General features: G+C 72.2%; 11 protein-coding genes. 6 read left to right on the top strand and 5 right to left on the bottom strand.

What is annotated here, in order from left to right; genetic code table 11:
• Positions 1-15: 15 nt before the first annotated feature.
• The gene (locus tag QA802_RS15690) at positions 16-255 is read right to left on the bottom strand and encodes a heavy-metal-associated domain-containing protein (protein WP_334522663.1); all 240 of its coding nucleotides are present in this window, start codon (positions 253-255) and stop codon (positions 16-18) included.
• Positions 256-477: 222 nt separating this feature from the next.
• Here QA802_RS15690 and QA802_RS15685 point away from each other — a divergent pair, with 222 nt between their 5' ends.
• Complete coding sequence (locus tag QA802_RS15685; RefSeq protein WP_334522661.1) at positions 478-1,521, top strand: zinc-dependent alcohol dehydrogenase family protein; 1,044 nt, start codon at positions 478-480, stop codon at positions 1,519-1,521.
• Positions 1,522-1,638: 117 nt separating this feature from the next.
• Here the strand turns inward: QA802_RS15685 and QA802_RS15680 are convergent, their stop codons facing one another.
• The 3 genes from QA802_RS15680 to QA802_RS15670 all read right to left on the bottom strand — a co-directional run bounded on the left by QA802_RS15680 (position 1,639) and on the right by QA802_RS15670 (position 4,443).
• Positions 1,639-1,839 carry a helix-turn-helix transcriptional regulator gene (locus QA802_RS15680; RefSeq protein ID WP_334522659.1) on the bottom strand — a complete coding sequence of 67 codons (201 nt, stop codon included), beginning with the start codon at positions 1,837-1,839 and terminating at the stop codon, positions 1,639-1,641.
• A gap of 521 nt (positions 1,840-2,360) precedes the next feature.
• Entirely contained in the window at positions 2,361-3,194 is an 834-nt protein-coding gene (locus tag QA802_RS15675) for a helix-turn-helix domain-containing protein (protein WP_334534667.1), read from the bottom strand.
• A gap of 331 nt (positions 3,195-3,525) precedes the next feature.
• Entirely contained in the window at positions 3,526-4,443 is a 918-nt protein-coding gene (locus QA802_RS15670) for a sugar phosphate isomerase/epimerase family protein (protein WP_334522657.1), read from the bottom strand.
• 220 nt (positions 4,444-4,663) lie between these two features.
• Between QA802_RS15670 and iolC the strand changes: the two genes are divergently transcribed.
• From iolC to mmsA, 5 genes are read left to right on the top strand one after another with little or no spacing between them, the layout of a single operon-like run.
• On the top strand, positions 4,664-5,614 hold the full coding sequence (gene iolC, locus QA802_RS15665; RefSeq protein WP_334522655.1) for a 5-dehydro-2-deoxygluconokinase: 951 nt from the start codon (positions 4,664-4,666) through the stop codon (positions 5,612-5,614).
• Positions 5,611-6,495 carry a Cgl0159 family (beta/alpha)8-fold protein gene (locus QA802_RS15660; protein ID WP_334522653.1) on the top strand — a complete coding sequence of 295 codons (885 nt, stop codon included), beginning with the start codon at positions 5,611-5,613 and terminating at the stop codon, positions 6,493-6,495. The genes iolC and QA802_RS15660 overlap by 4 nt, the downstream gene beginning before the upstream one ends.
• A gap of 7 nt (positions 6,496-6,502) precedes the next feature.
• Entirely contained in the window at positions 6,503-7,324 is an 822-nt protein-coding gene (iolB, locus tag QA802_RS15655) for a 5-deoxy-glucuronate isomerase (protein ID WP_334522651.1), read from the top strand.
• The gene (iolD, locus tag QA802_RS15650; protein ID WP_334522649.1) at positions 7,321-9,228 is read left to right on the top strand and encodes a 3D-(3,5/4)-trihydroxycyclohexane-1,2-dione acylhydrolase (decyclizing); all 1,908 of its coding nucleotides are present in this window, start codon (positions 7,321-7,323) and stop codon (positions 9,226-9,228) included. The genes iolB and iolD overlap by 4 nt, the downstream gene beginning before the upstream one ends.
• A 14-nt stretch (positions 9,229-9,242) precedes the next feature.
• Positions 9,243-10,745 (top strand): CoA-acylating methylmalonate-semialdehyde dehydrogenase, encoded by a 1,503-nt coding sequence (gene mmsA / locus QA802_RS15645; protein WP_334522647.1) that lies wholly within the window; start codon positions 9,243-9,245, stop codon positions 10,743-10,745.
• 111 nt (positions 10,746-10,856) lie between these two features.
• Here mmsA and QA802_RS15640 read toward each other — a convergent pair whose 3' ends face one another.
• Positions 10,857-11,705: an SCO4651 family lipoprotein gene (locus tag QA802_RS15640; protein ID WP_334522645.1), complete on the bottom strand. Its 849-nt coding sequence runs from the start codon at positions 11,703-11,705 to the stop codon at positions 10,857-10,859.
• Positions 11,706-11,881: the final 176 nt, after the last annotated feature.

The following is an 11,881-nucleotide window of genomic DNA, read 5'->3' as shown; positions in this document are numbered from 1 at the left end:
GACCCGGCGGTCGGCTCAGACCCGGCCGGTCAGCTCGAAGCCGGCCTCGTCGACCGCGGCGCGCACGGCCTCCTCGTCGAGCGGGGCGGCGGAGACGACCGTGACCTCGCCGGTCGAGGCGACGGCCTTCACCGAGGTGACGCCGGCGAGCTCCGAGAGCTCGCCGGAGACGGCGCCCTCGCAGTGGCCGCAGCTCATGCCGCTCACCTGGTAGACGGCGGTCACGGAGCCAGGGGTGTCGGTTGCAGCGGTCATGTCGTTCTCCTCGTAGAGGCGGCTGGGGCGGGCGGCGTCGCTGGGCCTGCCGTTGTCGAGAGTATACCCCTAGGGGGTATTAACCAAAGGGGAGGGTCGACGCGCCGCGGGTCCGGCCCGTACCCGTGTTCTCGCCGAGCGGTCCACCGGCGACGATGTACCGCAGACGAGACGGCGAGATCTACGGCGAGATCTACGGCGAGAGCGGCGACGGGAGCGCGGATGCGAGCGGTGGTCTTCGAGCGGTACGGCGAACCGGCCGAGGTGCGTGAGGTGCCCGACCCCCGGCCCGCCCCTCATGGGGTGGTCGTGCGGGTGGAGGCCACCGGTCTGTGCCGCAGCGACTGGCACGGATGGATGGGGCACGACCCGGACATCGCCCTGCCGCACGTGCCGGGGCACGAACTCGCGGGCGTCGTGGAGCAGGTCGGCGAGCTGGTCACCCGACGACGGCCCGGCGACCGGGTCACCGTCCCCTTCGTGTGCGGCTGCGGCAGCTGCCCCTCCTGCGCGGCCGGCCATCACCAGGTGTGCGAGCGCCAGACCCAGCCCGGCTTCACGCACTGGGGCTCCTACGCCCAGTACGTGGCCCTGGACCATGCCGACGTCAACCTGGTCGTGCTCCCCGACGACCTGTCGTACGCGACGGCCGCCTCCCTCGGCTGCCGGTTCGCCACCGCGTTCCGGGCGGTCGTGCAGCAGGGCCGGGTCGCGGCCGGGGAGTGGGTGGCGGTGCACGGCTGCGGTGGGGTGGGCCTCTCAGCCGTGATGATCGCGGGGGCGAGCGGGGCGCACGTGGTGGCGGTGGACGTCTCGCCGCAGGCCCTGGATCTCGCGCGGGCGTTCGGCGCGGCGGAGTGCGTGGACGCGTCCCGGGTGCCGGACACGGCCGAGGCGGTCCGTGAGCTGACCGGCGGCGGCGCGCACCTCTCCCTCGACGCCCTCGGCTCCCCGGCCGTCTGCGCCGCCTCGGTCAACGGCCTGCGCCGCCGGGGCCGTCATGTCCAGGTCGGACTGCTGCCCTCCGCCGACGGCATGACGTCGGTGCCGCTGGCCCGCGCCGTCGCCCTGGAGCTGGAGATCCTGGGCAGCCACGGCATGGCGGCGCACGCCTACCCGGAGATGCTGGAGCTGGTCAGGGCGGGCGTGCTGCGCCCCGACCTGCTGGTGACGTCCACGATCACGCTCGACGCCGCCCCGGCGGCGCTGGCGGCCTTGGGGGCGAGCCCGGGCGCGGGGATGACCGTCGTCGAGCCGTGGACCTGAGACCGGGTCGCTGTCATGTGCCCCACGTCAGGGGTGGGGCACAGGGCGGCGCCGGGGTCACCCCCGGCGGGTCGGTCAGCGGCGGTCGGTCAGTGGCGGTCGGTCAGTGGCGGTCGGTCAGTCCGGCCTGCGGCCGCGGTTGCTCGGGCGGGAGGCGACCCAGGCGTGGACGGTGTCGGCGTACCAGTAGGGCTTGCCGCCCTCGACGCGGTCGGGCGACGGCAGCAGTCCGTGTTTGCGGTAGGACCGGACGGTGTCCGGCTGCACCCTGATGTGCGCCGCGATCTCCTTGTAGGACCAGAGCCTTCGGTCGGTCATGAGCCGCCCCTTCTCCACGCGCGCGGGGCGGCGGCCGGGAGGCCGCCCGGGGGAGCCCGGCGCTGCGCTGACGATCAACGGGCCTGTGCCCCGTGAGCGCGGTGCGGTTACCTGGCGGGCGCGGCTGTTGACGGTGTGTGACACAAGGTCCGCGTATACGCGACATGTGTGACGGGAAGGGGGTGTTTGTGACACGAGCGATGCAAAGTCGCGCGTGGTGTCCAGTGGTGTGGGTGGGGGTCTCCGGTGGGGTCCGGTGGGATCCGCGAGAAAGCACCCGCGGGTGCGGCCGGGGGAGGGTGCGTGTGGGCGATGGGAGACGGGCCGGGCCCGGTTCGACGGGAGACGGGCCGGGCCCGCTGCGACAGGCCCGGCCCGACCCCGTTCCCCGCCATCCCCCCGGTACGTCCCCGTCCGCCGGACCGGGCCGGATCCACCGCATGGGCCGGAGCACCGCATGCGCCTGATCGGCCGGGTCGACCGGAACGACCGGATCCAACTGGCAGGACCCCAGCCTGTATTCAGCCAATGCGCCCGGTCTTGGAAAAATGCGCACCCGGTCCGGACCAATCACCGGCCGGTGCCGGCAGCAGCAGGCTGGTCGCCTCGCCGCTCAGCCGGTCCGCAGCCGGTGACGCCGGTTCCGGCAACCGCCTGGCCTGCGCGAACTGCTTCGGCGTGCAGCCCGTCATCGCCTTGAACTCGCCGCTGAGATGGGCCTGGTCGTAGAAGCCGCACAGGGCCGCCGTCTCCGCCGCGCTCCGCCCCTCGGCGAGCAGCCGTCGGGCCCGTTGCAGCCGCAGCACGCGGGCCGCCGCCTTCGGGCCCAGCCCGATCTGCTCACGGAAACGGCTCTCCAGCTGCCGTACGCTCCAGCCGACCTCCTCGGCCAGCCGGGGGACCGGCAGCGCGCCGTCCGTGCGCACCAGCAGCGACCATGCCCGCGCGACCCGCTCCGATCCCGGCGCGGCCGCCCGCCGCCAGCGGTCGAACGTGTCGTCGAGCAGCGCGAACCGCCGCTCCCAGCACGGCAACGCGGCGAGGGCGGCGGTGAGTTCGCCGAGGGGTGAGCCGAGGGTGTGCGGCAGCTCGTCCGGATCCACCGTGCGGTTGACGAGCTCGTGCTGCGGGGTGCCGAACAGGGCGAACGCGGCCCACGGGGTCAACAGCACCTCGATGCCCGAGAACCGTCCGCAGTGCTCCCCGACGGCGGGCGTGGTCGTGGGCCCGCAGTACACGGAGACGAGGGTGTCGGGCGCCTGCCCCGCTCGCCAGATCCGCACCGGCTCGTCGAAGCCCAGCAGCAGGGTGGAGGCCCCGATGGGCGCTTCGAGCCGCCGCCGGGGCCGGGGCATCACGAGCCGGATCCCGCGGTAGCTCATCACCCCCGGCCGCAGCCGTGGATGAGGAAGCGCGGTCACGAACTCCCAGGAGCCGCCCGGCCCTTGCTCGGACCGGGCGCGTACCATCCGTGCAGCCATGGGCGCTTATGTTGCTCCAGCGCGCGTGGCACCGCCAGGGTTGCCGCAGGCCCGCCGTGATCCGCCCCGATCCGCCCCGATCCGGCCGGGGTCGGATCAGAGAGGATCGGGGCCGGATCAAAGTGGGCGGGACGGGGCCCGGCGGGCCGCCCGGCGGACCCGCCTACCTCCGCAGGCGCCGCAGCTCGTCACACGCCGCACCACCTCAGGCGCCGCAGCTCCGCAGGAACGCCCGCGTGCGCTGGGCGATCGGCAGCGGGGTGTCCGGTGCGCAGGGGTACATGTCCTGCTCGACGATCGCGAACAGGTCCACGTCCAGCTTCTGCGCCGCCTCCAGCACGGGCCCCAGCGCCGGCACGCCGGCGGGCGGCTCGCACATGACGCCCTGCGCCACGGCCGGCCCGAACGGGGTCCCCTTGGCGCGTACGTCTGCCAGGATCTCCGGGTCGACCTGCTTGAGGTGCAGGTAGCCGATGCGCTCCCCGTACGTCTCGATCAGCTTGACGCTGTCGCCGCCGCAGTAGGCGTAGTGGCCGGTGTCCAGGCACAGTGACACCAGGTCGGAGTCGGTGCCGTCCAGGAACCGGGCGACGTTCTCCTCGCTGTCGACGTGGGTGTCGGCGTGCGGGTGGACGACGATCTGCAGGCCGTACCGCTCCCGCACCTCCTTGCCCAGCCGCTCGGTCAGCGAGGTCAGGTTGCGCCACTGCTCGGGCGTGAGCGTGTCGGACTCCAGCACCTCGCCGGTCTTGTCGTCCCGCCAGAAGGACGGGATGACCACCAGGTGCCGCGCCCCCATCGCCTGCGCGAGCACCGCGTTGTCGGCGACGTGCGCCCAGGTCTTCTCCCACACGGCCTCGCCGTGGTGCAGGCCGGTGAAGACCGTGCCCGCCGAGACCTTCAGGCCGCGCTTCGACGTCTCCTCGGTGAGGACTGCGGGGTCGGTCGGCAGGTACCCGTAGGGGCCGAGCTCGATCCACTCGTAGCCGGACTGCGCCACCTCGTCGAGGAAACGCTGCCACGGGACCTGGGCGGGATCGTCCGGGAACCAGACGCCCCAGCTGTCGGGGGCCGATCCGATCCGGATGCGGGAAAGTGAGGACTGAGGTGACAACGACGTCATGGCCGCCAGAGTGCGGTCTCACCGAAGGGGTGTCAAGGCCTGGTCCGAATGTCTGGACAAAACATTGACAGGGCCCGCCGTGCGGGGCTACAAAGCCTGAGAGCCGATACGGGACGTGTGCCGAGAACATGCCACGAGCGGCGTCACGGGGACGACTCTCGGAGGCGACCCGCGACTCGCGGAGGCTACTCACGGAGACGACCGACACGAAGGGAAGTCGATGGCGTACGACCTGATCACCATGGGGCGGATAGGGGTGGACCTCTATCCGTTGCAGACGGGCGTCCCGCTCCCGCAGGTCACGTCCTTCGGGAAGTTCCTGGGCGGATCGGCGACCAACGTGGCGGTCGCCGCGGCCCGGCTCGGCCGGTCCACGGCGGTGATCTCGCGCACCGGCGACGACCCCTTCGGCGTCTTTCTGCACGAGGCCCTGCGCGGCTTCGGCGTCGACGACCGCTGGGTGACTCCGGTGCCCGGCCTGCCGACGCCCGTCACCTTCTGCGAGGTCTTCCCGCCGGACGACTTCCCGCTGTACTTCTACCGGCAGCCCAAGGCGCCGGACCTCGAGATCGCCGCCCACGAGCTCGACCTCGACGCCGTCCGCGAGGCCCGCGTCTTCTGGGTCACCGGCACCGGCCTGAGCGAGGAGCCCAGCCGCACCGCGACCCTCGCCGCCCTCGCCCACCGTGACAAGGCCGGCATCACGGTGTTCGACCTCGACTGGCGCCCGATGTTCTGGAGCGACCCCGACGCCGCCCGCCCGTTCTACGCCGAGGCCCTGAAGCACGCCACCGTCGCCGTCGGCAACCTCGACGAGGTGGAGGTGGCGACCGGCGTGCGCGAGCCCCGGGCCGCCGCGCAGGCGCTGCTGGACGCCGGCGTCGAGCTCGCCGTCGTCAAGCAGGGCCCCAAGGGCGTTCTCGCCGTCGACCGCACGGGCGCGTCCGCCGAGGTCCCGCCGCTGCCGGTGAACGTCCTCAACGGCCTCGGAGCCGGCGACGCCTTCGGCGGCTCCCTCTGCCACGGCCTCCTCGCGGGCTGGGACCTGGAGAAGACCATGCGGCACGCCAACGCCGCCGGCGCCATCGTCGCCTCCCGGCTGGAGTGCTCCTCGGCGATGCCGACGTCGGACGAAGTGGCCGCGGCGATCGAGGCGGGAGCCGTCCTGTGACCACCGTCGACGTCTCCGAACTCGTCCGGCTGCGAAGCCACCGCCCCGAGGCGATCGCCGAGGCCGCCGCCCGCCGCACCCGCAGGCCGCTGCTGGGCGACTCCGGCCGGCTGATGATCGTCGCCGCCGACCACCCGGCCCGCGGCGCGCTCGGCGTCGGCGGGCGCAGGCTGGCCATGGCCAACCGCGCCGACCTGCTGGAACGCCTCTGCCTCGCCCTGTCGCGCCCCGGCGTGGACGGCGTCCTCGCGACCGCCGACATCCTGGACGACCTGCTGCTGCTCGGCGCCCTCGACGGCAAGGTCGTCATGGGCTCCATGAACCGCGGCGGCCTCCAGGGCGCCTCCTTCGAGCTCGACGACCGCTTCACCGGCCACCGCGCCGAGGACATCGAGCGGCTCAACTTCGACGCCGGCAAACTGCTGCTGCGCCTCGGCTACGACGACCCGGGCTCCCTCACCACGCTCGAGACCACCGCCCGTGCCGTCGACGACATGGCCGCCCGCGGACTCCCCCTCTTCGTAGAGCCGTTCATCAGCCGGCGCGGCCCCGACGGCAGGCTCGGCAACGACCTCTCCGCGGAGGCCGTCACCCGGTCCATCGCCATCGCCTCCGGGCTGGGCGGCACCTCGGCCTACACCTGGCTGAAGGTGCCCGTCACCGAAAACCCCGACGACATGGCCGAGGTCATGCAGACGTCCACGTTGCCCGCCGTCCTGCTGGGCGGCGAGGTGGGCGACGACCAGGACGGCGCGTACGAGAAGTGGCGCGGGGCCCTGCAACTGCCCACCGTCCAGGGCCTGGTGGTCGGACGTTCGCTGCTGTACCCGGCGGACGGGGACGTCGCCGCCGCCGTGGACACCGCCGTAGGACTGCTGTGAGGACCGCATGAGCCAGGACCTGTACCTCGCGCGCGGGACCACCGCGCACGCCGACTACGCGCTCGACATCGATCCCGCACGAGCGGGCTGGGGCTACTGCAGCCTGCGGGTCGTCGAGCTGGAGCCGGGCGGCGGGCACGTCTTCGACACGGGTGACAGCGAATGGATCGTGCTGCCCCTCGAAGGCGCATGTACCGTGCGCACAGATCAAGAAGAGTTCCAACTCCTGGGCCGGGAAACGGTGTTCGCGTCGGTCTCCGACTTCGCGTACGTTCCCCGGGACGCCCGGGTCCAGATCGCCTCCGGCGCGGGAGGCCGCTTCGCCCTGGCAGGAGCGAAGTGCGAGCGACGACTCCCCGCCCGCTACGGCCCCGCGCCGGAGGTCCCCGTCGAAGAGCGCGGCAGCGGCAACTGCGCCCGTCTGGTGCGCAACTTCGCCTCCGCCGACGCCTTCGACTGCGACAAGCTGATCGCCGTCGAGGTCGTCACACCCGGCGGCAACTGGTCCTCGTACCCGCCGCACAAGCACGACGAGCACCGGCCGGGCGAGGAGGCCGAACTCGAGGAGATCTACTACTTCGAGATCGACGGCCCGAACGGCTTCGGCTACCAGCGGGTGTCCCCCTCTCGCGAGGGCGGCGCCGACGTCCTCGCCGAGGTGCGCTCCGGCGACGCCGTGCTCGTCCCCGACGGCTGGCACGGACCGGCGATCGCCCAGCCGGGGCACGCCATGTACTACCTGAACGTCATGGCGGGACCGGGGCAGACCCGGGAGTGGCGGATCTGCTTCCACCCGGACCACGTAGAGAGCACAGGGGGTTACCGATGACGGCGCAGACCTCGGCGGCGCAGACCTCGACGACGCGGCTGACGGTCGCCCAGGCGCTGGTGCGCTTCCTCGCCGCCCAGTACACCGAGCGCGACGGCGTACGGCAGCGGCTGATCGGCGCGACCTGGGGCATCTTCGGCCACGGCAACGTCGCGGGCCTCGGCCAGGCGCTGGTCGAGTACGCCGACGACATGCCGTTCCACCAGGGCCGCAACGAGCAGTCGATGGTCCACGCGGCCGTCGGCTACGCCCGCCAGTCGAACCGGCTGTCCACCCACGCGGTGACGACGTCGATCGGCCCCGGCGCGACCAACCTGGTCACCGGCGCCGCCCTCGCCACCGTCAACCGGCTGCCGGTCCTGCTGCTGCCCGGCGACGTCTTCGCCACCCGGGTCGCCGACCCGGTGCTCCAGCAGCTCGAAGTCCCCTACGCGGGCGACGTGTCGGTCAACGACTGCCTGCGCCCGGTGTCGAAGTACTTCGACCGGATCACCCGCCCGGAGGCGCTGATCCCGGCGGCGCTGCAGGCGATGCGCGTCCTCACCGACCCGGTGGAGACCGGCGCGGTCACCCTCGCCCTGCCGCAGGACGTCCAGGCCGAGGCCTACGACTGGCCCGAGGAGTTCTTCGCCGAGCGCGTCTGGACGGTCCGCCGTCAGGGCGCCGACCCCGTCGAACTCGCCGAGGCCGTACGGGCGATCAGGTCGGCCGAACGCCCCCTGGTCATCGCGGGCGGCGGCGTCCACCACAGCCGCGCCGAGGAGGCCCTCGCCGAGTTCGCCGAGGCCACCGGCATCCCGGTCGCCTCCACCCAGGCCGGCAAGGGCTCGCTGCGCCACGACCACCCGCAGGACGTGGGCGGCGTCGGCCACACGGGCACCGCGACCGCCGACGAACTGGCCCGCACGGCGGACCTGATCATCGGCGTGGGCACCCGCTACACCGACTTCACCACCGCCTCCAACACCCTGTTCGCGGGCGACGGCGTCCGCTTCCTCAACCTCAACATCGCCTCCTTCGACGGCCACAAGCTCGCCGGCCTGCCCCTCGTGGCGGACGCCCGCAGCGGCCTCGGCGAGCTGACCGAGGCGCTGCGTCCGCACGGGCACCGGGTCGCGGACGCCTACGTCTGCGCGTACTCCGAGGACAAGGAACGCTGGGAGCAGCGCGTCGACGCCTGCTACGAGGCCGACGAGCCCGACGTCCGCCCGACGCAGCCGCAGGTGCTCGGAGCGCTGGACGCCCTCGTCGACGAGTCCGACGTGATCATCAACGCGGCCGGTTCGCTCCCCGGCGACCTGCACAAACTGTGGCGGACGCGGTCCCGCGACCAGTACCACCTGGAGTACGGCTACTCCTGCATGGGGTACGAGATCCCGGCCGCGATCGGCGTGAAGCTGGCCGCCCCGGAGCGCAACGTCTGGGCGCTGGTCGGCGACGGCACGTACCTGATGATGCCGACGGAGATCGTGACGGCCGTGCAGGAGGGGATCGCGATCAAGATCCTGCTCGTGCAGAACCACGGCTACGCCTCGATCGGCGGCCTCTCGGAGTCGGTGGGCGGCGAGCGCTTCGGCACCGCCTACCGCTACACCGCGGACGACGGCACGTTCACCGGCGCCCCGCTGCCCGTGGACCTGGCCGCCAACGTGGCCAGCCTCGGCATGCGGGTGCTGCGCGCGAAGACGGTCCGCGAACTGCGCGAAGCCCTCGCCGAGGCGCGCCGCGCCGACACTCCCACATGTGTCTACGTCGAGACCGAAACGGCCGACACTGTGTCGGGGCCGCCGCCCGCGCAGGCCTGGTGGGATGTACCTGTGGCCGAGACCGCGACGCGCGCGTCCGCGGTGAAGGCACGTGAGCTGTACGAACGGCACGTCTCTACCCGACGCCGCCATCTGTGAAGGAGCACTCGGTCATGACGAAGATCGTCAACCACTGGATCGGCGGCAAGACCGTCGAAGGCGCGTCGGGTTCGTACGGGCCGGTCACCGACCCGGCGACCGGCGCCGTCACCACGAAGGTCGCGTTCGCCTCGGTGGACGAGGTCGACTCCGCGGTCGCGGCCGCGAAGGACGCCTACGCCACCTGGGGCACCTCCTCGCTGGCCAAGCGGAGCACCATCCTGTTCGCGTTCCGGGCGCTGCTCGACGCGAACCGGGACGCGATCGCCGAGCTGATCACCGCCGAGCACGGCAAGGTGCACAGCGACGCGCTCGGCGAGGTCGCGCGCGGCCTGGAGATCGTGGACCTGGCCTGCGGGATCACCGTGCAGCTGAAGGGCGAGCTGTCCACCGAGGTGGCCAGCCGGGTGGACGTCGCGTCGATCCGCCAGCCCCTCGGCGTCGTCGCGGGCATCACGCCGTTCAACTTCCCGGCGATGGTCCCGATGTGGATGTTCCCGATCGCGATCGCCTGCGGCAACACGTTCGTGCTGAAGCCGTCCGAGAAGGACCCGTCGGCCTCGCTGAAGATCGCCGAGCTGCTGTCCGAGGCCGGCCTCCCGGACGGCGTGTTCAACGTCGTGCAGGGCGACAAGGTGGCCGTGGACCGTCTCCTGGAGCACCCGGACGTCAAGGCCGTGTCCTTCGTCGGCTCGACGCCGATCGCCCGCTACATCCACACCACCGCCTCCGCGAACGGCAAGCGCGTCCAGGCGCTGGGCGGCGCGAAGAACCACATGCTGGTCCTGCCCGACGCGGACCTGGACGCCGCCGCCGACGCCGCCGTCTCCGCCGCGTACGGCTCGGCGGGCGAGCGGTGCATGGCCATCTCCGCGGTCGTCGCCGTCGGCGCGATCGGCGACGAGCTGGTGGAGAAGATCCGCGAGCGCGCCGAGAAGATCAAGATCGGTCCCGGCAACGACCCGACGAGCGAGATGGGCCCGCTCATCACGGCCGTCCACCGCGACAAGGTGGCGTCGTACGTGACGGGCGCGGCGGCCGAGGGCGCCGAGGTCGTCCTCGACGGCACCGGCTACACCGTCGACGGCTTCGAGGACGGCCACTGGATCGGCATCTCCCTCCTCGACAAGGTGCCGACCACCGCGAAGGCCTACCAGGACGAGATCTTCGGCCCGGTGCTGACCGTGCTGCGCGTCGACACCTACGACGAGGGCATCGCCCTCATCAACGCCTCGCCGTTCGGCAACGGCACCGCGATCTTCACCCGGGACGGCGGCGCGGCCCGTCGCTTCCAGCTGGAGGTCGAAGCCGGCATGGTCGGCGTGAACGTCCCGATCCCGGTCCCCGTCGGCTACCACAGCTTCGGCGGCTGGAAGGACTCGCTCTTCGGCGACCACCACATCTACGGCAACGACGGCACGCACTTCTACACCCGCGGCAAGGTCGTCACCACCCGCTGGCCCGACCCGGCCGACGCCCCGGCCGGCGTGGACCTGGGCTTCCCTCGCAACCACTGACCCTGACCTCGACCACCCCCCACGAACGACGACGCCCTGCCCCGTCCGGGAGGCAGGGCGTCGCCGTGCGTCAGCCGTGCGGCGTACGCGTCAGCCGGTGTCGCCTGCGCGTCAGCCGGCGGTGGTGCCGGTGCCGCCGCCGGCCTCCTTGACCATCTCGGTGAGGTCGCCGGTCTGCGCGGCGGGCGGCGCCTTGACGGGGGCCGTCTGGCCGAACTTCTCGAAGTCCATGGTGACCTTCATGGTGCCGATCTCCTGGATCATGCGGACCGGCAGATCCTTGTCGCCGACCCACACCTCCATGGTGATCGAGGTGGCGCCGCCGGTGAGCGAGCCGAAGAGATTGTCCTTGTCGCCGTACGCCTTCTTGAACTTGCCCATCCCGGCCTGGTCGATGACGGCCCGGTAGTGCGTGGCGGACTTGCCGTTGATCTTCTCCGAACCGAGGTTCTCGACGTCGTCCGCGTACTTCAGGCCCTTCATGGACGCCGACGGGCTGCCGTTGCTGCCGCTGAGCGCCTGCGCGCCCTGCTGGCCGAAGACCGCCGAACCGTCGATCTTCATCCACTCCTTGCCCTTGAGCGGGCCGGAGGCCTGCGGATCGACGTCGTAGTAGTACGCGCCGTCCACGAAGAGCATGCGCATCTTCGGAGCGTCCTGCAGCTGCTGCATCTGCGCGGCCGCGGTGTCCATCAGTACGTCGAACGCGTAGCCGTCGCCCCAGGAGTAGGTGCCCTCCATCGCGACCGGAGCGCCCGAGCCCATGGAGGTGGTCATCTTCACCTCCGCCGAACCGAGCTTCTCGGTGCGGTCGGTCGCCCGGCCGAGCGCCGCCATGATCGCGTCCGTGCCGTCCACGGCCTTGGCCGCGTCCTTGACGCCCTCGCTGCCGCACCCGGCCGTCGTGACCAGGGCCGCCACCGTGACCGCCGTCCAAGCCCCCGCGTACTTCGCCTTCATGAGTCCCCACCCCTGTGCTTCGTCTGTGACCCCGACCCTAATGGGTCACACTGACACGACCTCATGCCGGACGTCGCCTCACTTTCTGGCCGGAACCCGGCGCACCCCTCCACGCAAGCGTCGCGCCCGCAAGCGTCGTGCCCCGCAAGCGTCGCGCCCCGCGGGTGCCGCGTGTA

Origin of the sequence: Streptomyces sp. B21-105, assembly GCF_036898465.1 — a bacterium.
Taxonomy (GTDB): domain Bacteria; phylum Actinomycetota; class Actinomycetes; order Streptomycetales; family Streptomycetaceae; genus Streptomyces.
The sequence above is the reverse complement of the archived record's forward strand: the minus strand, read 5'-3'. Positions and strand labels throughout refer to the sequence as shown.

What these genes read in the sequence shown, in the direction of transcription:
- QA802_RS15685 (WP_334522661.1), top strand. Translation starts at nt 478, where the DNA reads ATGCGAGCGGTGGTCTTCGAGCGGTACGGCGAACCGGCCGAGGTGCGT.
- iolB (WP_334522651.1), top strand. Translation starts at nt 6,503, where the DNA reads ATGAGCCAGGACCTGTACCTCGCGCGCGGGACCACCGCGCACGCCGAC.
- QA802_RS15670 (WP_334522657.1), bottom strand. Translation starts at nt 4,443, where the DNA reads ATGACGTCGTTGTCACCTCAGTCCTCACTTTCCCGCATCCGGATCGGA.
- iolD (WP_334522649.1), top strand. Translation starts at nt 7,321, where the DNA reads ATGACGGCGCAGACCTCGGCGGCGCAGACCTCGACGACGCGGCTGACG.
- QA802_RS15640 (WP_334522645.1), bottom strand. Translation starts at nt 11,705, where the DNA reads ATGAAGGCGAAGTACGCGGGGGCTTGGACGGCGGTCACGGTGGCGGCC.
- iolC (WP_334522655.1), top strand. Translation starts at nt 4,664, where the DNA reads ATGGCGTACGACCTGATCACCATGGGGCGGATAGGGGTGGACCTCTAT.
- QA802_RS15675 (WP_334534667.1), bottom strand. Translation starts at nt 3,194, where the DNA reads ATGCCCCGGCCCCGGCGGCGGCTCGAAGCGCCCATCGGGGCCTCCACC.
- QA802_RS15680 (WP_334522659.1), bottom strand. Translation starts at nt 1,839, where the DNA reads ATGACCGACCGAAGGCTCTGGTCCTACAAGGAGATCGCGGCGCACATC.
- QA802_RS15690 (WP_334522663.1), bottom strand. Translation starts at nt 255, where the DNA reads ATGACCGCTGCAACCGACACCCCTGGCTCCGTGACCGCCGTCTACCAG.
- mmsA (WP_334522647.1), top strand. Translation starts at nt 9,243, where the DNA reads ATGACGAAGATCGTCAACCACTGGATCGGCGGCAAGACCGTCGAAGGC.